16 protein-coding genes are annotated in these 24,835 nt (G+C 48.4%); 7 read left to right on the forward strand and 9 right to left on the reverse strand.

Annotated features, from left to right (window positions below; translation table 11 throughout):
* Window positions 1-13 precede the first annotated feature (13 nt).
* Both GO755_RS07190 and cobA read right to left on the reverse strand, forming a co-directional pair.
* Entirely contained in the window at window positions 14-1,543 is a 1,530-nt protein-coding gene (locus GO755_RS07190; protein WP_157584033.1) for an alginate export family protein, read from the reverse strand.
* A gap of 342 nt (window positions 1,544-1,885) precedes the next feature.
* Window positions 1,886-2,650 (reverse strand): uroporphyrinogen-III C-methyltransferase, encoded by a 765-nt coding sequence (gene cobA / locus GO755_RS07195; protein ID WP_157584034.1) that lies wholly within the window; start codon window positions 2,648-2,650, stop codon window positions 1,886-1,888.
* Window positions 2,651-2,928: 278 nt separating this feature from the next.
* Here cobA and nirB point away from each other — a divergent pair, with 278 nt between their 5' ends.
* From nirB to GO755_RS07220, 5 genes are all read left to right on the forward strand, one after another.
* Entirely contained in the window at window positions 2,929-5,448 is a 2,520-nt protein-coding gene (gene nirB, locus GO755_RS07200; RefSeq protein ID WP_157584035.1) for a nitrite reductase large subunit NirB, read from the forward strand.
* A gap of 134 nt (window positions 5,449-5,582) precedes the next feature.
* A complete protein-coding gene (nirD, locus tag GO755_RS07205; protein WP_157584036.1) occupies window positions 5,583-5,936 on the forward strand; it encodes a nitrite reductase small subunit NirD in 354 nt (117 codons plus the stop codon).
* Between the two features lie 12 nt (window positions 5,937-5,948).
* Window positions 5,949-7,433 carry an ATP-binding protein gene (locus tag GO755_RS07210; protein ID WP_157584037.1) on the forward strand — a complete coding sequence of 495 codons (1,485 nt, stop codon included), beginning with the start codon at window positions 5,949-5,951 and terminating at the stop codon, window positions 7,431-7,433.
* Between the two features lie 2 nt (window positions 7,434-7,435).
* Window positions 7,436-8,101, forward strand: a complete 666-nt coding sequence (locus GO755_RS07215) for a response regulator transcription factor (RefSeq protein ID WP_157584038.1) — start codon at window positions 7,436-7,438, stop codon at window positions 8,099-8,101.
* A gap of 304 nt (window positions 8,102-8,405) precedes the next feature.
* A complete protein-coding gene (locus GO755_RS07220) occupies window positions 8,406-11,786 on the forward strand; it encodes a fibronectin type III domain-containing protein (RefSeq protein WP_157584039.1) in 3,381 nt (1,126 codons plus the stop codon).
* A gap of 35 nt (window positions 11,787-11,821) precedes the next feature.
* Here GO755_RS07220 and GO755_RS07225 read toward each other — a convergent pair whose 3' ends face one another.
* Window positions 11,822-12,979, reverse strand: coding sequence for an acyltransferase family protein (locus tag GO755_RS07225; RefSeq protein WP_157584040.1), 1,158 nt, complete (start codon window positions 12,977-12,979; stop codon window positions 11,822-11,824).
* Between the two features lie 46 nt (window positions 12,980-13,025).
* A complete protein-coding gene (locus GO755_RS07230; protein ID WP_157584041.1) occupies window positions 13,026-13,799 on the reverse strand; it encodes a hypothetical protein in 774 nt (257 codons plus the stop codon).
* A 341-nt stretch (window positions 13,800-14,140) separates the two neighbouring features.
* On the opposite strand from GO755_RS07230, the gene GO755_RS07235 reads away from it, so the two are divergent.
* Entirely contained in the window at window positions 14,141-17,677 is a 3,537-nt protein-coding gene (locus GO755_RS07235; RefSeq protein WP_198174772.1) for a carboxypeptidase-like regulatory domain-containing protein, read from the forward strand.
* A gap of 77 nt (window positions 17,678-17,754) precedes the next feature.
* Here GO755_RS07235 and nagB read toward each other — a convergent pair whose 3' ends face one another.
* From nagB to GO755_RS07260, 5 genes are all read right to left on the reverse strand, one after another.
* On the reverse strand, window positions 17,755-19,728 hold the full coding sequence (nagB, locus tag GO755_RS07240) for a glucosamine-6-phosphate deaminase (protein ID WP_157584043.1): 1,974 nt from the start codon (window positions 19,726-19,728) through the stop codon (window positions 17,755-17,757).
* Window positions 19,729-19,849: 121 nt separating this feature from the next.
* Window positions 19,850-21,001 (reverse strand): Gfo/Idh/MocA family protein, encoded by a 1,152-nt coding sequence (locus GO755_RS07245; RefSeq protein WP_157584044.1) that lies wholly within the window; start codon window positions 20,999-21,001, stop codon window positions 19,850-19,852.
* Window positions 21,002-21,088: 87 nt separating this feature from the next.
* Complete coding sequence (locus tag GO755_RS07250) at window positions 21,089-21,691, reverse strand: GNAT family N-acetyltransferase (RefSeq protein ID WP_157584045.1); 603 nt, start codon at window positions 21,689-21,691, stop codon at window positions 21,089-21,091.
* A 110-nt stretch (window positions 21,692-21,801) separates the two neighbouring features.
* A complete protein-coding gene (locus GO755_RS07255; RefSeq protein ID WP_157584046.1) occupies window positions 21,802-22,203 on the reverse strand; it encodes a ketosteroid isomerase-related protein in 402 nt (133 codons plus the stop codon).
* Window positions 22,204-22,249: 46 nt separating this feature from the next.
* Window positions 22,250-23,014, reverse strand: coding sequence for an NUDIX hydrolase (locus tag GO755_RS07260; RefSeq protein ID WP_157584047.1), 765 nt, complete (start codon window positions 23,012-23,014; stop codon window positions 22,250-22,252).
* A 113-nt stretch (window positions 23,015-23,127) separates the two neighbouring features.
* Between GO755_RS07260 and GO755_RS07265 the strand changes: the two genes are divergently transcribed.
* Window positions 23,128-24,813: a carboxylesterase family protein gene (locus tag GO755_RS07265; RefSeq protein ID WP_157584048.1), complete on the forward strand. Its 1,686-nt coding sequence runs from the start codon at window positions 23,128-23,130 to the stop codon at window positions 24,811-24,813.
* The last annotated feature ends 22 nt before the right edge of the window (window positions 24,814-24,835 follow it).

The raw sequence follows: 24,835 nt of genomic DNA on the forward strand, positions 1-24,835 counted from the left end.
CGTTTTGGGAGGTCTATTTTTGGGCTGGCTTGGCAGCAAGGAAATCGGGCCGAATGTTGATCATCAGGTACGCCCAGGTACCCGTCTTGCTTTTCTGATCCATCGTACCCTGTTTGGCGTATTCGAGGCTATTCGTTCCATTCATGATGGAGTAGCCAAATTCTACGTTGGTGAACTTGTTCAGGGCGTAGTTGGCAATGAAGTCGTACTCCATACCTAGTTTGGCTGATAACAGCGTGCCTGCGGGTACGTCGGCCATTTTGTTGTAGGTCGCAGCGGCTAAAGCTAAATAATGTATATCCAGCCCCGTTGTCAGGCGCTTGCCAGTGTATTTGAATTTCAGGAATGCATCCTGCACACCTCCTGCGGGCGAGCCAGTTCCGGCGTAGAAATAATCCATCGAGCCCCGGAATTTGTGAGGAGTGCCGTACAATGGATCAAAGCGGCTGGTTTCGCCTGATTGAATTGTCGTGGCATTGTTGCCGGAAAGCACTTCATAACCAGGCCCGAAACTCAGCGAGCCTTTCTGAATCATGAAGTTAGCACCGTAGTGATAGGCGTTTTTGATCGTCAGTCCATCGCGATCTTTTCCGCTTTGTCCATACGCAAAAGCCTGCCACTGTACTTTCCCTTTCCCCAACTGACCAACTAACATAGTGCCGTAGGTTACACGGGAATTCACACCGGCAACGTCATAACGTCGCCCATATACGTAACCCTGCGAAGCGCTACCCAAACTGTCGATTCGGTACTTTTGGAAATCATCTTTAAAGAATAGTGCCGAGAATTTTGTGGTGTTAAACTTGCGCGTCAGATAGAGCATCTGAAACGATTTGAACTGCTGATTCTGGCCGTTCGTGCTTAGGGGGGTCAACAATACAGGTGCTCCCCCTTTGCCCGACGTTGGCAGAAAACCAGCCGGAATAGCGAGGGTTATATTTTGGGTAGACAGGGCCGACGTTGGCGCGTTACCAGCCGTGTAATAATCGCCCACTACGCCAAAAGCATCAGTATTCTGATTAAAGCCAACGCCTAAATCGAGCGCCCAGCCTTTATGCTGCCCTTTCAGGATGGCTGCATCGAATCGGCGTCCCTGCTGAAGCCAGTCCAGATTGCCAATCAGTCGGGAATCATCGTAAACCATTTCCTGGCGACCGATTTTCAACGATAGATTCTGAATCGGCCTGAATTTGATTGTTGTGTCAGCGCTGTTGGCGAGGGTAATGTCTGCCCAGGCTTCATGCACCATCAGCCGGTTTCCATCGGCGTTATTGATTGTAGCGGCATCCTGGCCCCACACCCGAATATCCTGAATAGATGTTTGAATCTGGACGCGCTCCCATTTGTAGCCGAATGTAAGTCGGGTTCGTTGCGAGGTAAAGAAGGCAGCTGGCGCATCTTTCGGAGCCAGATTACCAACACCATTTCGCAACTCGGTTCGCGTACGCAACTGCCCGATCAGAGAAAATTGCGCGAATAGTGTTGACTGGGCAGTCAGCAGAATAACACCTGCTATTGACGCCCGTTTGAGGATACAATGCATACGTAGAAAATGAAGAAAGTGAACGAGAACGGCACTAATGTGGTAGCCTACCCCAACGGAGTAAGTATCTGTAGAACAGACCGAAAGCAATGCCTCAGAAGGCGAGACGGTGAAGATCGGCGGGCAATTGCCCAGCCGGGAGCGTGAAGACGCTAATTTGCTTTACGTAGCTTTTTTCATTTCCTTTGAAGCGTTTGTGTTTTTCGCATAGACAAATCCCGTTTAGCCGATCCAAAGGTGCCCCCACACCGGATCGGCTTTTTTTAGTTATAGAGTTGTAGAGTTACAGAGTTTTAAAGTTGCTGGCGCATCCAAACTTTATAACTCTGTAACCTTACAACTTTAAAACTCTACAACCCCAAAACTACTTCGCATACATTCGGCCAGATAAGCCGGATGCAACGAAACAACTTCGCCGATGACTAGCACAGCGGGCGCCCCCACGCCTTGCTCTGCTGCCAACTGCGGTATACTCCAAACCTGGCCTATTACACACTGCTCATCGGCACGCGTACCGTTCTGTACAATTGCCATTGGCAAATGGCCGCGTCCGGCCTCACAAAAAATTGCACAGATCTCATTTAGTTTACGCATACCCATCAGCACCACAACGGTTGCTTTCGACTGAGCGGCCAGATGAAGATCTTCCGAAAGCTCGCCGTTACGCGTGGTACCTGTAATAACCCAAAAACTCTCACTAACTCCCCGACTCGTTACCGGAATACCCTGCGAAGCCGGAGCCGCTATACTACTCGATACCCCTGAAATTACTTCGGTCTGAATACCATATTGTCGGGTATACGCAAGCTCTTCGTAGCCACGCCCAAATACAAAGGGGTCGCCCCCTTTAAGGCGTACAACATGGCCGTACTCCTGCGCAAATCGGACAATCAACTCATTGATCTCTTCCTGGCTAAACGAGGCTTTTCCTGCCCGTTTTCCCACGTAGATTTTCAAAGCCCGTTCGGGCGCAAACTCCAGTAATGTATAGTTAGCAAGATCGTCGTATAAAATAACGTCGGCTTGCTGAAGCGCCCTGATCCCTTTTAAGGTGATCAATTCGCCGTCGCCGGGACCCGCCCCCACGAGTGTTAGCTTTGGCATCATTTGGCTTTCCGTTTAGTGATCAATAGTGGTATTATACTATTATTAACTAGTTGCCCTTATTGACGATTTATGGTTCAAAAGTAGAGATGAAATTCTTAAAAACAAGTATTTTTCAAAAAAATATGTTTAATAATCAATCTAAAACGGAATAATACATTAGGATTTACCAAAAACACCTTTTATTTTTGACTAGCCTTTTTTGGGAGGAATAAGGCTATTTTATTAGATAAGTACAATAATAAAACGGGGTTTTCACAATGTTATAGTCATAGTCAACTATGAACACAAACAAAAACAAGCATATCGTCGTCATTGGCAACGGTATGGTAGGCTACAAGTTCTGCGAAAAGCTAGTAGCCAAAGAAAAAAATGAGCACCGATTTACACTAACGGTTTTTGGGGAAGAGCCTCGTGTTGCGTACGATCGAGTTCACTTAAGCGCCTATTTCGATGGCAAAACGGCCGACGACCTGACGCTTGCCCCTCAAAGCTGGTATGCCGAAAATGGCATTACGCTCTACCTCACCGACCCGGTTATAGACATTGATCGGGAGCGAAAAGAAGTCCGTTCGCATCATGGCGTTGTAGTACCTTATGACTACCTGATATTAGCTACGGGTTCGGGAGCCTTTGTTCCACCTGTAGCGGGTGTAGAGAAAGACGGTGTCTTTGTTTACCGCACGATCGAAGACCTCGACCTCATTCAGTCTTACGCACGTAAGGCGCGCAGAGGAGCCGTGTTAGGTGGTGGTTTGCTTGGCTTAGAAGCTGCCAAAGCACTACTCGATCTGGGTATGGAAGAAGCCCACGTCGTTGAGTTTGCTCCTCGATTGATGCCCCGGCAAATTGACGATGCGGGTTCAGGTATTCTGCAACGACAGCTTGAATCGCTGGGGCTGAACATTCATCTGTCGAAAAGTACACAGGAAATTACGGGCGATGAGGCCATTACAGGCATGCAGTTTTCCGATGGTTCACGTCTGGATGTCGATATGCTGGTAATTTCGGCAGGGATTCGTCCGCGCGATGAGCTGGCAAAGTCGTCGGGACTGGATACGCACCCGCGTGGGGGCATTCTTGTCGATAATTTTCTGCAAACCTCCGACCCCGCCATTTTTGCCATTGGCGAATGTGCGGTTGTGCATCACATGATATACGGTCTGGTGGCTCCGGGTTATGAAATGGCCGAAGTAGTAGCCTCGCGCTTACTGGGCGAAGAAAAGGAATTCAAGCCCTATGACATGTCGACGAAGCTCAAGCTTATCGGCACCGACGTAGGTTCGTTCGGTGATCCGTTCGCTTCAGAACTCAACTGCAAAACGGTGGTCTATGAAAATAAGGCGAAGGGTGTTTATAAACGGATCAATATATCGGCCGACGGGAAAGAGCTGTTGGGCGGGATTCTGGTCGGTGATGCCGAACAGTATAATATGCTTCTGCAAACCTGCAAGAACAAGACCATTCTCCCTCCTGATCCCGAAGACCTGATTCTCGGGTCGCGAGGTGGCGAAGAAGCGGGCACTGGCGTCATGGGCCTACCCGACGATGCGTTGATTTGCTCTTGCGAAGCGGTAACCAAAGCCATGCTTTGCCATGAGATTGGCGAGAATGGCCATGATACGGTCGATGCACTCAAGAAAGCGACCAAAGCCTGTACGGGTTGCGGAGGCTGTACGCCGATGGTGAAAGATATTATCCAGGGCGTGTTGAAGCAAAAGGGTGTTTATGTCCGAAACATCCTATGCGAGCACTTCGATTTCACACGACAGGAACTGCTGGATCTCGTAAAAATCAATAGCCTGAAAACCTTCAATGCCGTATTGGATCACATTGGCAAAGGTGACGGTTGTGAAGTCTGCAAGCCCGCAGTTGCCTCAATTCTGGCAAGCCTCTGGAACGAGAACATTCTGGAAAAAGGTCGGGCTACCATTCAGGATTCCAACGACCGCTTTTTGGCCAACATTCAGAAAGGGGGAACGTATTCGGTAGTGCCGCGCATTCCGGGTGGAGAAATTACGCCTGATAAATTGATCGTAATTGGGCAGGTCGCCAAAAAGTATGGCCTCTACACAAAAATCACAGGCGGGCAACGGATTGATCTGTTCGGCGCATATGTCGGCGATTTACCCATCATCTGGGAAGAACTCATTGCCGCTGGTTTCGAGAGTGGTCATGCCTACGGAAAATCGCTGCGCACCGTAAAAAGCTGCGTAGGTAGCACCTGGTGCCGCTATGGTGTACAGGACTCGGTTTCGTTTGCTATTGAGGTCGAGGAACGTTACAAAGGCGTTCGGTCTCCACACAAAATTAAATCGGGGGTTTCGGGTTGTATCCGCGAATGCGCCGAGGCCCAGAGTAAAGACTTCGGGCTTATTGCGACTGAAAAGGGCTGGAATCTATACGTTGGTGGCAATGGTGGTTCCAAACCCCAGCACGCCCAGCTACTCGCTTCTGATGTAGACAAGGAAACCTGCATTCGCTACATTGACCGATTCCTGATGTTCTACATCAAAACGGCCGACCCGCTCACTCGCACCGCTACCTGGCTCAACAAACTGGAAGGTGGCATGACCTATTTGCGCGCTGTCGTCGTCGATGATGTACTGGGCATAGCCAACGATCTGGAACGAGAGATGCAACTACTAGTCGATACATTCAAATGCGAATGGAAAGAAGTGGTCGACAACCCACACCTCCGCGCACGGTTTGCTCACTTCGTAAATGTGCCCGAGCAAAAAGACCCAACCATTCAATTTGAGTCGTTGCGTGATCAGAAGCGGGCAAAAGAGTGGGTTTAGTAACGTGATGTCAGTTTCTTAAAACTGACATGGGCGGTTTCTTAAAACCGCGATGATTATACACGCGGTTTTAAGAAACCGCTCGGTGTCGGGTACTTCTACCCGACACCACACACAAAAATCTTTTTCATTCAATGGAAACACATACACTATATAAAGACGAATTGACCTGGCATCCAGCTTGCCAAACCGATCATGTTCCCGAAGATGGGGGCGCCTGTGTATTGCTTGGAGGTCGGCAGATTGCCATTTTTAACTTTTCCCGTCGGGGCGAGTGGTATGCAACTGATAATGAGTGCCCCCATCGCCAGCAAATGGTTTTATCCCGCGGCATGATCGGTAGTCAGGGCGATGAACCGAAGGTAGCTTGCCCATTCCACAAAAAGACCTTCTCGCTCAAAACGGGCGATTGCCTGAACGATGACGGGCATACAATTGCTACGTTTCCCATCAAAGTGGTCGACGGAATGGTGTATATTGGGGTTTAAGTAGCTAGGTAAATGTCTCAACTTGATCAACAGGTCGCAGGTCGATTAACACGATTTTATATGCTGGCACTCGCTGTCATTGCCGTATTGGCAGTGAGCGGCTTGCTGTTTATCAAGTATACCATCAGCACCCACTATGATGATAGCCGGATCGTGAACGTAGCGGGCCGACAGCGGATGTTGAGCCAACGTCTGACGAAGCTTGCTATGTTACGAATTGAGGGACTTACAACTGCCGATACCGTTTCGTTTGATTCGTTGCTCCGCTCCTGGAGTCAAAGCCATATTCAATTACGAAACGGGATGCTGCACATGGAAAAGGAGTATGTCGTTCGAAAGAGTAGCCGACTCGATAGCATGTTTACGCGTGTTGCTCCCATATTTGAATCAATTTACCAGAGCTTTTCCCGTATCAACGACCCAAAACGTACGTCTGATGAGAAGAAGGCAGCACTACAAATTATTCTGCGCGATGAGTTTCCGTTTATTCAGCAGATGAACGACATCGTTTTTCAGTTCGATACAGAAAGCTTTGATCAGGTAAAACGTCTTGAACAAATTGAATGGCTGCTCACCCTCGCAACCTTACTAACACTATTGATTGAAGGGCTGTTTATTTTTAGGCCAGTGGTTAATCATACCAGGCACGTGGTTCGTCGGCTTGCCCGATCAGAGAAAGCCTTACAGTTGGCCAACAACCATATGGAAATTACCAACCGGGAGCTGGAATCGACGAATCAAAATTTGGCAGCCTCAAACCGAAAACTAGTTGAAACGCAGCAGGAGCTACTTCGCACCACCGAAGAAAAGTATCAACTACAGTTGGCTGAAGATACGATTCGGTCGGCGGCACTGCTCGAAGGGCAGGAAGAAGAACGCCGTCGTTTTGCCCGTGAACTGCACGATGGCATTGGCCAGATGCTTACGGGCCTGAAACTCCATGCCGAAAAATTAAAAGCAACTTCGTTTACTGACGAAAAGCAACGAACACGCTTCGCCGAACTCTGCGACCTTATTGGCGACACAATTCAAACAACCCGGCAGGTTTCCTACAACCTGATGCCATCGACGTTAAGTGATTTCGGTCTGGGCCCAACGTTGCAGCTTCTGGCAGAACAAACAACTCGCTCATCTGGTATTCCAATTAGTTTTACGGGGCCTAATGACGCCAAGCGACTAAGTCCGGCCACGGAAATTGGCTTATATCGCATTACTCAGGAAGCGCTGCACAATGCCCTAAAGTATGCCGAAGCGCAAACTATAAAGATTATGTTGCAACAGAATGCCCATAAGCTAGTGTTAAGCATAGAGGACGACGGAAAAGGGTTTGCTCTGAAACCTGAACCAGCTAGCGAAAAAGCCCTCCCGAGCAATAACGGTCTTGAGAATATGCGAACCCGAACCCGATTGCTCAATGGCGATTTCGTCATAACGTCGAAGCCTAAAAAAGGAACGAAGATCCGCGTCAGTGTCAATTTATCAGATAATCTTAACTAGCTATGTCGATACGAATTCTCATAACCGATGATCATTCTGTGGTAAGAAAAGGGATTCGGATGCTACTGGAAGATGAAACTGATATACAAATTGTAGGCGAAGCCTCCGACGGAGATGAAGCCATTGACCTGCTTTCAAGCCTCCAGACGGATGTCTTGTTGTTAGACATAACTATGCCCCGGATGTCGGGCATCGAGGCCCTGAAGGTCATTACTCAGCAGTACCCCAGAGTTCGGACAATTATGTTCAGTATGCACAACAACCCGGATTATATCATCAAGGCGGTACAGCACGGGGCAGCAGGTTATCTCCTGAAAGACACTGGGTTAGAAGAAATATTACGGGCTGTACGAACCGTTTTTACGGGCGATTTGTACTATCCGCCCAATGCCTCATCGGTAATTATCCAGCATTTAGTTTTACCGAACAATACCCAACGCAAGGACGTCAAAGACCCCAAACGAACATCTATCTGGAATAAAATCACATCGCGAGAAGCTCAGATTCTAACCTGCCTGATCGATGGCATGAGCAGCCCTGAAATAGCTAACCGGTTTGGCATAAGTCCAAATACTGTTGCGAACCAACGAGCGAGCATTATTCGTAAAGCAAGTGTAAAAAACACAGTTGATTTGATACGTATCGCTCTGGAAGAACGAAGCAGGTAAATCGACTACTATTATTGAATACAACGTCCCTGTCTATTCCGATTGGGACGTTTCTGTTTAAGTGATGTGTTAATGACTATCCCAATTCGTGCATTAGGAATAAAATCACTTCACCTATAGCAAATCACTTTTATTTTTGGGACTATTTCATTCTATTTTGGGACTATTTAATGCATAGATACGTACACATATAGTTAATAGCATCAAAATTATCTTAACTTGGAAGGCTATAATTTTTTATAGGCCCAATTAAATTACCCCAAAGTCTATATTATCTCATCTTACCTCATAGCCGCCGTATCGTATGAAATGTGCATCTTTACCCCTCCTGCTGGCAATTGGGTTGATGCTTTGGCTTAGTACTTACAACCCCGTACTGGCCCAGACTCTCCCTCAGTCTAGCACGGCTCTTTGTGGTATTGTAGACTTAACACCCGACCAGGCCCAATCGTTGGTGAAGGAGGCTAATCAGGCTCTGCAACGCAAACGAGCCACCAATCCATCGGCATTTACATCCATAATGTATGTCCCTATCCGTCCACACATTATTCGCCGAAGTAATGGAACGGGGCCGTCGTTAACCATGACCGGGCTGAACCAGCAAATGGCCTATACAAATAGTCATTACCTGTTAAATGGATTTGGCATCCAGTTTTATTTTGCCGGTTCAACGCCCGATTATATTGATAACGATCAGTTATACGAAAGCTTCCCTTATGGTGAAGGTTCAGTGGTGGATGGGCGTGATGCTTACAATGCCATGAACCAGTATTACGTATATCAATTCTCCGCTTTTATTAGCGGCTACGCTCGCTATCCAACCAATGATATCATATCAACACGCTCGTTCATCGCAACAGGCGATGGATCAAGGTCCCAATTCTTGGGCAACCAGACGATTCCCCATGAGCTAGGACACAGTTTTAATTTATATCACACATTTGGCAATAATAACGGCACTGAGTTTACGGATGAACTAGTTACCAGAGGTGCCGGAGCAAATTGTAGCACTGCCGGTGATCTAATCTGCGATACGCCTGCAGATCCGTATACGCTTAACGATAACCCTTCGATACTTATAAATGGTTGCATAGTTTATAATCAGGACAGACCGTACCGCGATGCCAATGGCGATCCTTATTCGCCGTCGGTAACCAACATTATGTCTTATTATTTCAGTAATTGTGGAACCGATTTTACCCCTGGCCAATACGATCGCGTACAGGCGGGATTAGCCCTGCGTCAGACCCACACCGCTTATACCCTCGATGCTCCTCCTACACCCGTAACGGCCCCCAGTAACCTGACAGGTACTTTCAGCAATAACGCCATCATACTGACCTGGCAGGACAACGCCAACAATGAAATGGGGTATTTCATCGAACGCTCAACTTCGCCTACCAGCGGTTTTTTACCGATTGATGGGGTGGCCCCTGATGTAACGACTTTCACGGATGCTCAAATTGTACCTAACCTGGTCTATTACTATCGTATTCGACCATCCAATACCACCACTGGTAGCCTGAGCCCCACTGCAACTGTCACGGCAGCTCCTCCGCCATTAACTGGATTAACTACCACCAACATCAGCATATACAGTGCGCAGTTGAATTGGACTAGTGCTGGAGCAGGGGTTACTTACGATGTGCAGTGGCGAGTAGTTGGTAGCAATACCTGGAATACGATCAATTCAGTACAAACCAACAATTACATCCTCTATAGCCTAACCCTTAACACCAACTATGAATGGCAAGTCAAGACGACTTCCGGGACAGTCTATTCTGCTCCAGCGAGTTTTACTACCCCTTGTCCAACTCCAAACCCCTATAATTCCTCTATTACCCGAACTTCAGCCGACCTCTCATTGGGCGGCATTTACCCCCAAACCTATACCCTACAGTGGCGACCACAGGGAAATCCCAACTGGACAACCATCAACACTGGGATCAGCTCGTTTTATTCCCTAACGGGCCTCACCTCCAGCACGGTCTACGAATACGAGGTACAGGCAACCTGCCCCGGTACAACGCCTGTCACAACAGCCTATAGTAGTCCTCTATCCTTTACTACGCTTAGCTGTCAGACACCCACTGCTCCTGGAGCAGCTTATGTATATTCAACAGCGGCTAGATTAGGCTGGAATGTCCCTAATTTCGAACCGACAGCCACCTACAGCTTCCGCTACCGACCAGTGGGTCAGCCTACCTGGACGACGATCGACGGTCTGACCAGCACCTCGTATTCACTAACGGGCTTGTCCACCAATACGGCCTATGAATGGCAGGTGCAACGAGTCTGCACACCCACCGAAAGTTCGACTTTCACTGCCCCCGTCAGCTTCACGACCGGTTGCCGTATACCGACCAACTTAAGCAGCTCCCCAACAGCCTCGGCAGCTACCCTGTCGTGGTCAATCAGCAATTCGCTTGAGCCTGGGGCCAGTTTCGAAATTCAATACCGGGTTATAGGTAGCTCTACCTGGGCCACTGTTGTAAGTACTTACTATGGGGTTTCAACCATATGGGGAGGGGGGGTTAGCGGGTTAACCGTTGGCACAACCTACGAATGGCGGGTGCGTACGGTTTGTAACGCGACCAGCCAGTCCGATTATTCAGCCACAGCTACCTTCACTACCGTATGTAATGCTCCTTTAGCTTACAATCTCTCCGTCGACCAGCTCACCAGTACATCGGCTAGACTGTACTTGTCAACCACAAGCGACCCTGACACCCGGTTTGATATTCGTTTCCGACCCGTTGGATCAACCAACTGGGCGACCCTCAGTATCCCGGCGTCAACAGCTACCTCTAAATCGTATTCGCTAACTGGGCTGACCAACAATACCCAATACGAATGGGAGGCTCGAAGTGTGTGTTCCGAAACGCAAAGTTCAAGCTTTACTCCTGGCCCCGCCTTCACCACACAGTGCCGTATTCCTAGTGGTCTGAATACCACTATCAGGGCTACCTCTGCCCTTGTATCCTGGGCATCGGTAGGGATCGATGTCAGTTACGAAGTCCGCTACCGCACCACGGGAAGCCCTAACTGGATTACCATTAGCAATCTGACCACATCATTTGTGGACTTGACGAGCTTACCTACCAATACAGCCTATGAATGGCAGGTCAAAACGCACTGTAGCGATGGAGCGTCCTCCGATTTCTCGGAAATCAGCACCTTTACCACCTATAGTTGTGAGTACCCCACCAACCTGTTTGCCTTCGGACTCACACCCACATCGGTCCAACTGAACTGGGCTTATCTTCAGGCAGATACCCAGAGTCGATACGAGGCTCGGTACCGGCCAGTTGGAACCAGTGACTGGATAACCATCAGTAACCTGACTAGTATTGATCTGCATGGCACATACGTACTAACCGGATTGACTACGGGCCTTCAATATGAGTGGCAAATTAAAACGCTCTGTTCCCCCACCGAAAGCTCAGCCTTTTCCTATTCACTCTTTTTCTCCCCCTGTGCAGGGATGTACACGGTAAAGGCCGGAAGCTGGGATGACAATACGGTTTGGTCCTGTAATCGAGTACCGATGAATACAGATGTGGTGCAGATTAAACATATCGTAACGATCCCGGCCTATTATGTAGCCAATGCCCAACAGGTGAATGTCGATGCGGGACAAAAATTGACTTATAGTACTAACTCCCAACTAAAACTCGGGTTATGATTCAATTGGACTTTCGCAAAAAGCTGTGCCACGATCTACACCTTAATAATCACGTTTTTCCGATACATCCACCAGAGAATACCAAACCAGATCAGTACAAATGTGAGCGCTCCTGCCAATGATGCATTTTTAGGGTCGGTAAAATGTGGCGCAATAAAGGTTCGGTAGAGATATTCTTTTGAGCCTATTTCGGTGCCGTCGGGCTGAGTAACGTGAATCAGATTCATGATACGCGGAATCAGTCCCGACAGAAAAAACACGGTAATGGCATTCACTCCAAAGGCAACAAATGGCAACACGCCCCGCTTATAATGCTGAACATCGATTAGCCAATAGCACAATGCCAGACCAAGCATCGCCAGGCCACCTGCCAGCAGTACAAATGAACTAGTCCAGAGTGCTTTGTTAATTGGAAACAATCCGTCAAGGATTAAGCCACCTAAGGTTATTAGACAACCCGATGCAAAGAGCCAGGCGACTTTCTCGGCCACCGGCCGATTGCCTCGCAACCACGTTCCGGTAAGTAAACCCAAAAGACCTGTACCAATTGCGGGTAACGTACTCAACAAGCCTTCAGGATCCCAGACTTTCGCAGGTTTGTACACGTGCGCAGGCGTTAGAATCGTTCGGTCGAACCAGGCCGCCAGATTTGTCTCTGGCTCCAGATTGGCATAGCCCACGCCCGGAACCGGAATGACCGTCATGAGAAACCAATAGCCCAGAACCAGGCTACAGAAAATATAAACCTGCTGGCGAGGAGTTGTTTTTAGAAAAATAAGTGAGCAGGCCAGGTACACCAGGGCGATACGTTGCAGCACCCCTGGAATCCGAACCAGCGAGATATCGAACTTAGGAAAGAAGTTCAGAAATAATCCTAGCAAAAACAGCGTTACGCTTCGTTTTACAATCTTCCCGATTACGCCTTTTTCCATACCCTCAGTCCGACCAAGCGCAAACGTAATCGACACGCCGACAATGAATAGGAAGAACGGGAAAATCAGATCGGTAGGCGTCCAGCCGTTCCAGGGCGCGTGCTCAAGGGGCGCATAAATGTGGCCCCAATCGCCAGGATTATTGACCGTAATCATAGCCGCAACGGTCAGGCCACGAAAAAAATCAAGCGAGAGCAGGCGTGATGAACCAGTTGGGACAGATTGAGTATTAGCACGGCTTGTCGAAACGGAAGATTCCATAAGTCAGGAAGGTTTCCCCGAAGATACAACAAGGAAGGGAAAGGAATCAACTAAACACCTTCGCCAGCTTTTTCTCTAAATCTTTCTCCAGCTTCAACAAACCCTCGGTATTTGGCAGATAGGTTAAGGCGCGATGGTGCCGGAGGTCGAACGGAATGTCGCTGGTAGATTGGGTGATGGGAATCACCAATTTTCCCAGTGTATGAGCAACGCCCGTTTCGTAAAACACATTCGGATTTCGGTCGGTGAAATCGGTTATAACGGCTTTTGATGTAAAAATCAGATCAAATACATCCTGAATCAGGATGCTATTATCCCAAATATCGTCGGCCCGTTTGCAGTCGATGCCAAGTCGGGCGCACACATTCCGAATAGCCGTGTAGGTACCCGAAAATCGGCTTTCGAACGGCATCATTACTGACAATACATTCGACTCAACCGATTTAACCGGAATACGAAATACGTCAGGCGCAAACGTAATGACCCGTTCGGGTGTGATCGTCTGAACAGTTGAAATAAACTCCGGGATTTCGCGAACAGACCGATTCATCGTCGATTTTTTGACTTCAACAAATCGTTCGATTTCATATAGATTGCTGGTGCTTTCACTAATTAGCTTGGACAATACCTGTAAGCTATTTCCCTCATAATCATCATCTTTAAAATCCAGACTACGAAGTAATCGAGGGTGATCCTCAATCAACTCAAGGCTATCCGTCAAATAACCTACCTTGATCCAGTCAGATTTACTAAAATGATCCTGAATAAATTCGTGCAGAGCAAAAAGTCGAAATGTTCTCTGTTTGTTTTGTCTGGTCATAAGACTGAAAGAGAGGTTACTGGTGTTAGATTATAATATAACTATTATATAAAAATGCAATTATATTCAAATTTTATATTACATCAACTATACGGATAGATTTTTAACAGATTTGCTATTTTTTCGCGAATCAACCGCTCTGGATTTTTTACTAATAGACGAATTGGTAAGTGTGCAATCGATTCATTATCCCAACAGATGCAGCTTATTAACGGCAAGTGGTTATGCTTAGTAAAAGCGGCTCAGACGAGAAAGTTGAGAGATCATTTTTGTTAATAGTATTCTTCTCCACCTGAGGGCTTTAGTAGTTCATATTGCATATTGTATTTCTAATGAAGACTATGCATTGGCGCCAATCCTTTCTAAAAACACGTTTTGCTAAGCTTGGACTATTAGTCTGGTTTTCAGCCAGTGTTGCCCTTGCCCAGACGCCACTGGCTTCTCTGACGGGCCGGGTTCTCGACGCTAAAACAGGCGAACCGCTTCCCTTTGCTACCGTTTACCTCAACAATAGTTCTCAGGGCACAAATGCAGATCAAAATGGCGTCTACAAACTGGCATCTGTTCCATTGGGCAATCATGAATTGGTAGGTTCGGTACTCGGTTATCAGACCACTCGCCTGCCACTACGTCTGACAGACACACGCCAACGCACGTTAGATATCAAACTGGAACCCGCCGATCAGTCTTTGGCTAGTGTAACGGTTACGGCGCGGCACAATCAGAGTTGGGCGCGCCAGTTACGTACATTTAGTCGTGAATTATTGGGCAATCAACCCCAGGCCAGACAATGCCAAATCACTAACCCGAACGTACTGTCCTTTCAGGAAGAGAAAGGGCATTTGCGTGTTCAGGCGAGCGAGCCACTGATTATTGAAAACCGGGCACTAGGCTATCGACTGTACTATGACCTGCTCTATTTTGATCTTTATCAGGGTAAGATGCAGTTTGCCGGGGCAAGTCGGTTTGAGGAAATAAAAGCGCCCGATACTCGCCAACAAGCCCGCTGGCAGGCCAATCGGATGAACGTCTACCGGGGATCTCTGCAACATTTGCTGGCTAGTTTGCTAACGGGTACTCATGAACAAGCCGGTTATCTTGTCTACCGCACACCGTTAACGAATGAAGGCGTTAACCGGGCGCTACCCTTCGTAAAAACACGCGATCGACAATACATCAGCCGTGAACAAACGGCAACGTTGTTCAAACCAGGAGAACTTCCATTTGAACGACGATTAGTTTCCGATCAGCCGCTGGAAGTGTATTATAACCGGGTCTATGCCGCTAACTCACCCTATCGAGACTCGCCTTATGCGTACTCTATGCTGATTTTACCCAAAGGATCGCTCGAACTTACGACCAATGGGTGGATCACGCAGGGAAATGGGTTGGACGTACGCGGCTATATGGGCAATGACCGGTTGGCAACCTTATTACCAGCAGACTGGGCACCAACCGACGGCGAGATGCTAATTAGTGAAAGCGTCGCTGCGGGGCGGCCTGGTCGAGCCGATGCCAGACTGGATACCTTAGTCGCTAATCGCCGACGACAGTATGAGCGAACCCCGCCAGTCGTCTATGTGCAGACCGATAAAGCATTTTACTGCACTGGTGATCAGCTGTGGCTCAGCGCTTATGTAATCGACCCTGCCCGTCAGCTTCCTATAGCCGGACGTACCGGAACGCCCCTGCATCTGGAACTCGTTACGTCTGGTGGCCAACGAGTGCAGCATCAATGGCTGCGATTAATCGATGGGCGAGCTGCAGCCAGTTTTCGTTTGGCCGATACCCTATCGTCGGACACTTATTTCCTACGAGCTTATACAGACCTGGATCAACCGGCAAATGGACCGGCTTTTGAGTGCTCATTTCCAGTCTATAACCTTAGTCAACTCAACACTAAACAGTCAGTTGGCAAAAGCGACCTCGCCAAAGTCGTGTTCAAAAGCGCCGGGAAGCCGTTATCAGACTCGCTTGATGTACAGTTTCTGCCCGAAGGTGGGCGCTGGCTGGCGGGTGTTGTCGGGCGATTAGGCATTAAAGCACTTCGACCCAACGGGAAGGGCAGCTTGGTTAGCGGACGTATCGTTGATCAGACTGGACTCGAAGTAGCGCGGTTCAGTACCAATAGTCTTGGTATGGGACAAGTGTCTCTGAGTCCACAGTCGGGTCAGCATTACCGCGCCCTCATTGATCTAAACGGAGCTACACAGACCGTACCTTTACCCGATGTTGAATCAGAAGGCTGGGCACTGGCAGCCGATGCAGTTTCGGATAGTAGTCGTGTGATAATCAGCATCCGGGCTACAGGCCGTTACAGTCAGCAACCTGTCTATCTTACCTTGCAAAGTCGGGAACAACTAGCCTATCGGCAGAAATGGTTACTGACCAAAGGGGAAGCCAAATTTACCTTATCGACTGCGGCACTACCGCCAGGTGTATGTAGACTGACAGTCTGGGATACAACCAACCAGCCCCGCGCCGAACGTCTGATATTTATTCCAGAACGATCTGAGCGAATTCAGATGCGGGTCACGACGGCCAAACCCCAATATGAACCCCGGCAGGAAGTTGTCATCGGGCTTCAGTTTCGTGATTCGGAAGGGTATCCCGTAGCAGGAAGTTGGTCGGCGGCTGTGACCGATGCTGATCAATTACCGGCAGATACCAACCGAGTGGATTTACGAACGTACATGCTGCTAACGAGTGGATTGCGCGGTACAATTGAATCGCCGGCTTATTACATAGAGCCAGAACACCTGGGCGACCTGGACAACTTACTGCTTACTCAAGGCTGGCGACGATTACCCTCGGCTTCAGTGGTTGATTCTACAGGAGGCTGGACATTGAGTGGGCACGTCCGCGACAAACAGGGAAATCTCCTAACCCAAAAAACCATGCTGTTATGGCTGGGGAAGGGTGATCAACAGCAAATACGATCTGTCACTACAGATAATCAGGGGCAGTTCCAGGTAAGCAGCCTCTTGCTAACCGATTCGGTACCAGTGCAGGCCCGTGTTTTCTCCACTGGACTGGCAGGAGCTGCCATTACATTCGATACGCCTGGTGGGCATTTTAATACCCCTGTTTTGACGGATTCTTATTCATCTCTACCAACCAATTTACTGACTCAGGCAAGTAGTCGTCAGGCAGCATGGCCAGCTCTCTATCGTGACTCAACTGCGCGTCAACTAGCCGAAGTTACGGTGCGGGCAATGAAACCCCCTCCAGAGCGGCCCATTGACGTAGAGCGGTCTAGTTTGCATGCGGGTTACGATGCAGTCATTCGGGTAGATGAGAATAGTCCTTCGTTTGCAAATGTTTTTGAATTAATGATGGGTCGATTGCCCGGAGCCTCCATAATTCCTAATCCTATGGGGGGAGGCTATAGCGTTACAATTCGTGGTCCCAGTTCCTTTGGCAATAGTGGTCCGCTCTATTTGCTGGATGGTGTATATGCTGACCAGACTGTACTCTTACAGGTAGATCCTCGTACGGTGAGTCGGGTAGAGTTATTGAAAAACCCGACTACTGCTGGCATCTATGGGGCTCGTGCAGCCGGGGGCGTTATTGCTGTCTATACAAAAAAAGGAAATAACGATCAGCTGGCCAAGCCCAGTAGCACAGCAGTTACGGTATTTGGCTTTGTCACACCCCGCGAATTTTATGTACCACGCTACGAATCATCTCCCGTTGACACGCATCAGGATCGCCGGGATATGCTGTTTTGGCAACCATTGGGCCAGACGGATACCGACGGATTAGGCCGCTTAATTTTTCCGCTCAGCGATACAGCTAAACGGCTACGAATCGTTCTCCAAGGCCTAACCAATGAAGGAGTGCCCATGGCATTTACCTGGGAGTTACCGGTACGATAAGTAAGTTGGGACATCAAAGAAACAGCCCGCATATCGCTTCTGACAATATGCGGGCTGTTTCTTACATTTTGAGGGACTTAAAACCGCCAGCGTACGAATGCCTCCATAGCTTCGTACTCAGCTAATCCTAAGCGGTTATATAGACCGGCGGTGGCACTGTTGCGTTCTTCAGCCCGTTGCCAGAACTCGCGCGAATCGGTACCTTGGTATACAACGCCATCTTTCTGCGACTGGTGCTTGAAAATACCAAGCCGTTTTTTCATTACCTGGTCTGGCGACATGGGAACGGCCATTTCGATTTCGTGAATATCCCACTCGGCCCAGGCACCCCGATAGAGCCATACCCAGCAGTCTTTCATGAAATTCTTGTGCTTTAACCGGCGAACCGATTCCAGAATGGCATCTAAACAAACTTTGTGTGTTCCGTGCGGATCGGCAAGATCACCAGCAGCATAGATTTGGTGCGGTTTTACCTCTTCAATCAGCGCCATCGTAATCTTGATATCTTCTTCGCTGAGCGGCTTCTTGGCTACCGTTCCCGTTTCGTAGAATGGCATGTTCATGAAATGCGCGTTCTCAACCGGAATTCCTACAAATCGGCAAGTCGATTTGGCTTCACCCATCCGGATCAGGCCCTTCACGTAGCGTACTTCAGCAGTGTCCATTTCGGAGTCTTTTTTCTCACGTAACGAAGCAGCTGCATCCTGGAAAATCCGGGTCGCTTCGGGGCTTTTGATACCGAATTTCGTATTGAAATCCACTACGTAATCTGCGAAACGTAGCGCTTCATCATCGGCCACGGCAATGTTACCGGACGTCTGATAACCCACATGTACCTCGTGGCCCTGATCGCGCAGACGCTGGAAAGTGCCGCCCATCGAGATAATATCATCGTCGGGGTGAGGGCTAAAGATCAGGCAGCGCTTGTGAGCAGGCAAAGCCCGTTCGGGACGGTTGGTATCGTCGGCGTTTGGTTTACCACCCGGCCAGCCCGTGATGGTATGCTGAAGCTGGTTGAAAACGTCGATGTTAATATCATAAGCCTGACCATATTGGGCAAGCAGATCGCTCATCCCATTATCGTTGTAATCGCGGTCGGTTAGTTTCAGAACGGGCTTACCGAGCGTCAGCGACAGATAGGTAACGGCCTTTTTCTTCATCTTGTTGTCCCACACCACCGAATCTACCAGCCAGGGTGTTTTCATGCGGGTCAACTCCGAAGCTGCGGCTTCGTCAATCACGAACAAGGCGTTCGGATGTGTTTGCAGATACGATGCTGGATTTAACTCCGTTACCAAACCTTCTACTGCTCCACGGATAACCGGTGCTTTGCGCTCACCCCAGGCCAGCAAAACTACGCGCCGGGCGCCCAGGATGCTTGAAACGCCCATTGTGATGGCTTTACGCGGTGTTTTGGGGAGTCCTCCAAAATCAACCGAAGCGGCCGCCCGCGTCGAGTTATCGAGCATCATCAGGCGAGTATGCGAGTTAATCAACGAACCCGGCTCATTGAAACCGATGTGTCCATTGCCCCCAATACCTAACAATTGGAAATCCAGACCACCGGCAGCTTCAATTTCGGTTTCATACTGCTTGGCAAACTCAGCGACTTTATCGGTCCGCAGTGTGCCATCGGGAACGTGGTAATTGCCGACAGGAATATCGACGTGATCGAACAATTGCTCCCGCATAAATCGCCAGTAGCTTTGCAGGGAGTCAGGCTCCATTGGGTAATATTCGTCCAGATTGAACGATATAACGTTGTGAAAACTCAGGCGTTCCTCGCGGTGCATGCGAATCAGTTCAGCATAAACCGTTTTAGGAGAAGAGCCGGTTGCCAACCCCAGAATACAAGGCTTTCCTTCGCTTTGTTTCTGGCGAATCAGATCAGCAATTTCCTGAGCCACAGCCCGCGATGCATCCTTGGCATCAGCATAGATGTGGGTCGGAATTTTTTCATAGGTGATGGCCGACTGAATAGGGCCGCCGGTGGGTGATGTTCCTGGCAATTGGCCGTCCGAGTTGTCGAGTAGAGTGGACTCCGTAATCATGATGCGCTATGCGGAGAAAAGATGAGAAGCCACAAAGGTCGAAAAAAATTGGCTAGTTTTCAGGTATTTTAGTGTCTCTATCTAATATTCTAAATTTTTTTATTAACTCCTCTTTTCGCTATCATACAGATTGGTTACGTGCCATCCGATCAGCTTCTGTAGCAATCATCAGGGAATTGAGTCCATTTTGTTCTGTAATGATCCGATGCGATTCGGGGTAATGGATGGCCCTAATCTGGTCGCGGAACATCAGTCGGAGCAACTCGCTGTAAATGTGTTGTTTCTCATCTCCAAATCCGAAACGGAGTTCAATTTGCTGGTACGCGTCGAACTCTTTGTGCCGACCACGTAAGGGTCGGTCTTTCCCCCCGATATTGGCCGTTACATTCAGTTGAGCGCCCGGAAATAGCTCCATAAGTGCGCGGGTAGTTTCTTCATCAACTGCGCAGCGCATGATCATTCGGGTTGGCACCCATTCAAACAGCGTAATGTCGCCCCGCTCAAACAACAGACGCATTTCCTGCCGATCCATCCGCCCGGTTTGCGTAAAGCCATGATAGAAATTGACCAGTTTCTTTCCCGTCACCTCATCACCATATTCGACCGTAGCCTGAACTTGGTCCTCAATGTTGTTACTATTTGGCCGCTTAACTACTTGCGACGCTTTCAGCGTTCCATTGCCCAACCAGCCTGTAAACATGTCGAAGAAGTGAACGCCATGCTCAATAAAAATCCCACCCGATTTAGTCCGATCCCAGAACCAGTGTTCGGGCGAAAGGCCCTCATCACCCGCGTAATTTTCAAAATACCCATGTAAAAAATCGCCTAATAAGTTTTTATCAATCAGGTGCTTGACGCGAGCAAACATCGGGTTGTAGCGCTGCATCAGGTTGGTAACCATCAGCAGACCTTTCGCTCGGGCGGTCTCGATCATCTCGCGGCCTTGTTCGGGATTCATCGCCAGCGGTTTTTCGCAGATGACGTGTTTACCTGCGTTAAGGGCCAACATAGCCTGTTCGTAATGCAGAAATGGAGGAGTTGCGATATAGATCAGATCTACGTCTGGATGATTGACCAGTTCGTCAATACTTGCCAAATTTTCAGCCCCAAATCGCTTGGCAGCGACAATGGCTTCTTCTCGTTTTGATCCGGCAATGGCGATTAATTTTGTATGTGGGGTTTGCAAAAACTGCTGAACGGCGAACAGCCCAAAACCTCCCATACCCACTACCCCTAGTCCTATTGTGCGATCTTCCGACGCAGTTGTTTTCATAGCGTTGTCTGTTGTATTCACAAAAACAACTGCCAGAATGGGTTTATGTTAGGAAAATGAATCTCCTAAATTCAATCAGTGTGTAGCTTAATCGAGTGGTCGCGTCCAATAAATCATGGGTTTAGCGGTTTCGATTGTCTCGTTTCGGTCGGGCCAAACGAATTCACTTTGCAGGGTTTCGTCACGCTGGTAACCCCGTTTTGTCCAGAAATTATCAAGTGGTCGATAGTTCGCTGGACGAAGAGGATGCTCGTCGGGACGCTGCACCGCGCAAAAGCAAGTCAATTTGTACTGACCAAACTGCCGGGCATGCGTTTCGCGCTCTGTAAAGAATTGATGTCCAAGGCCAAGCCCACGATAAGCTGGTAACAAAATACTTTCGCCAAAATAGAAGACTGTATCAGGATCGTAGCCTGCTTTCAGGAAAGGGGCCTGCACCTCGGCGGTTTCGTTACGTAATGGCAAAGCGGTAGTCGCGCCAACCATCTGTTCACCATCGTAAACGGCGAACAGGAATGATCGGTCGGCGCGGGCATAGGTTTCCAAATAGATTTTCTCGTACTCAACCGATCCCTCATATAAATAAGGAAAGTCGTAAAAGACAGCGATTCGCAGGGCCGCTAGCTCATCGAAAACCGTTTGGAAAGCTGGCCCTGTTAATCGGCGGAAGATTAGGTTGATATTTTGCAATGGAAGACGTGAATTACAATTTGGGACGCGAGTAAATCGATTTGAATCCCTTAAATATCTATTAGCCCACAGCTAAGCTATGGGCTAATATTTCTTCAAATCAACTGACTTTATCCCAAAACCAGCGACTCCCAGAGCGGTAAATTGTAATACGTTGTAACGCGGGTAATGAGCCCATCGGAAACGTCAAGAAATGAACCGGCAGGCAGCACATACGTTTGACCAGTGGCGGCAGGCAAATCGCCATCCGTTTTTTTGTATACCCCGTTCACCACGAATTCGCAGGCAGCCCGAGTGCCGGTTGGCTCCGTCATCACGACAATATCGGTCAGAGTTTCGTCGTAGCAATCGTCCATATGCTGGAGAAACTGACGAAATATATCTTTGCCAATACGTGTAGCTCCCTGATTACTGTCGTGGCGAACTTCTGGGTGGAGCAGGCTAAGCATAGCTTCCCAATCTTTGCGATTAAAGGCGTCGTAGTAACGTGAAACGGCATCTAGAGCAGTCATAAAAAGCGTTTTTGGCAAAGATAAGATGTGGTTAACTAATTGTTCCCTACACAAAATTCAAACTCCCATTAATCAGAGCTTTCTGGTAATTCACCTCATCAAACTGATACAGGTACGGAGATTTGTGTGCTCCTCCTGTTCGGCGTTCGTCCAATCGAGTCAGAATATTTAATCCCGTTATTTTTTTATGAAAATTGCGGGCGTCCAATGATCGATCCAGAACCGCTTCATAGAGTCGCTGTAATTCGGGTATTGTAAATTTTTCGGGCATCAGATTCAGGCCAATAGGTTGCCAGTTCAACTGAAGCCGAAGTGTTTTCAGCGCCACGTCAATTATATGTCGATGGTCATATAGCAGCGAGGGTAAATCGGCTACATCCCACCAGCAGCATTCATCGGACATAAAATCGACCGCAGGGGTTACTTTGGTGTAGTCGACTAAAGCATAATAACCCATTGAGATAGTCCGGTCCGGCCAGTTAACCCCATATTTCATTGGCATTTTTAACCGCTGCCACGTATCGTCGGTATCGTACCGAACCGCATCGCCAAATAAATGAAACTGCTGCAGAAATAGTTGATCCAGGCCCGTTCGTTCACGCAACACCCGTCCGGCCGCCGTATCTACCGACTCAGTCTTATAAATGAATCCACCTGGTAGACTCCACTCATTCGTGTCTTTCCACTTCAGCAGAAGTACTTTCAGCCTTGTATCGTGAAATCCGAAAATAACGCAATCGAGCGATAGGCCCGATACACACTCTTCGGTTACTCGTTCATAGTAAGCCTTTAATTGGTCGATATAAGTCATGAGCAAATTAAAAAATTCTTTTCGCCGTTTTATCGTTGATTGCAACGAATCGTCATTGTGTATAATTTACGGTTTCATTGCGAATATATCTTCCTTTCCTAAATCTTATTCCTATGCGTCTCACTCGACTACTCGTAGCAGCTTGCCTGTTACTGGCCATCCGACTGGTTGGTCAGGCACAAAAACTTGCTCCCGGACCTCAGGTACTAACGTTTTTCTCCGACGTTGATGATACCGAGCAGCCTTATGGCTTGTATCTACCCAAAAACTACAATCCCAAGAAAAAATACCCACTGGTGGTTATGTTACACGGCGCAGGCTCTAACCATCGGTTGGAGCTACGACGGGTGTTTGGCAAGAGTAATGCGAATGGCGAAACCGACATTGAGGCAAGCCGCTATTTTCCAGAATGGGCCGATGTAAATTATATTGTTGCCTCTCCTTTTGCACGAGGAACTGCTGGTTATCAGGGTATCCCAGAAAAAGATGTGTACGACGTATTAGCGGATGTAAAAAAACGCTTCAATATTGATGAAGACCGGACGTATCTAACCGGCCTGTCGATGGGCGGTGGCGGCACGCTCTGGATTGGCCTGAGTCGCCCTGATATTTGGGCTGCCATTGCTCCTGTTTGCCCTGCTCCACCTAAAGGCACGGATGAGTTAGCTGCCAATGCGACAAATTTCCCCGTTCATTTATTTCAGGGAGATGCCGACCCGGCGGTGAAACCCGAAGGCACACGACAATGGGTCAAGAAGTTTCAGGATTTGGGGGTCAACGTCACGTATAAAGAATATCCGGGCGTTAAACACGACAGTTGGGTTCAGGCTTACGAAAATGAGTTTATCTTCGGTTGGTTCGATCAGTTCAAACGCAATCGCTTCCCCGAACGCGTACGGTTTTCAACCAAACAGTATAAATACACCAACGCCTATTGGGTTCAGGTAGATCAGTTAACACCCGGTACGTTGGCAAGTGTAGATGCCAAATTCTCCGGCTCAAATCATATCGATGTCACCACGACCAATGTAGGTGCCTTGACACTCAAACTAACCGGCCACCCAAATTTTAAAGTAAAAAAACCTGTCGATGTCGTCATTGATGGAAAAACGATTAGCACACAGGCAAGCGACAACCTTACATTAGTTAAGCGCGATGGTGGCTGGGAAGCAGCAACCGCCTATCAACCAACAGCCAAGCGAGCTGGTGCTGAAGGACCACTCAGTGAAGCGTTTGCCAGCAGACATTTGTATGTATACGGAACAGCCGATAATCCATCGGCCGATGAATTAAAAGCCCGCCAGGAAATGGCAACTCAGGCTGCCAACTGGGCCAATTACAGAGGAGAATTTCTTGGACGTATTATGGTATTCCCCCACGTTGTAGCCGATAAAGATGTTCGACCCAGCGATATAGAAAGCGCGAATTTGATCCTGTTCGGCACGAAGGAAACAAATTCGCTCGTTAATCAATACAGCAATCGACTCCCGATCCAATTATCGGCGACCTCGGCAAAAGAGTATGGCTTGTTCTACGTTTTCCCGATGAATAACCACTACGTTGCCGTTAGTTCTGGCCTTCCCTGGTGGTCTGGCGTGCAAAGTGCAAACTATTTTACCAACCGAATTTTTGACTCGATGTCGAGTTTCAACGACTTTGTTTTGTTCAAAGAGTCCAGCAAAACACCCGTCGTCACAGGTTATTTCGACCAGTCGTGGCACGTAGCTGATGCAGATGCCAAAACAATGGCAGCTACGGGCGCGGTAGTAATTCCAGAAGCCAGCACAGCAACCCGCTGATTACTAGAATTGGTTTACTAAA

The sequence above is a fragment of the Spirosoma arboris genome (assembly GCF_009754945.1).
Classification (GTDB): Bacteria; Bacteroidota; Bacteroidia; order Cytophagales; family Spirosomataceae; genus Spirosoma; species Spirosoma arboris.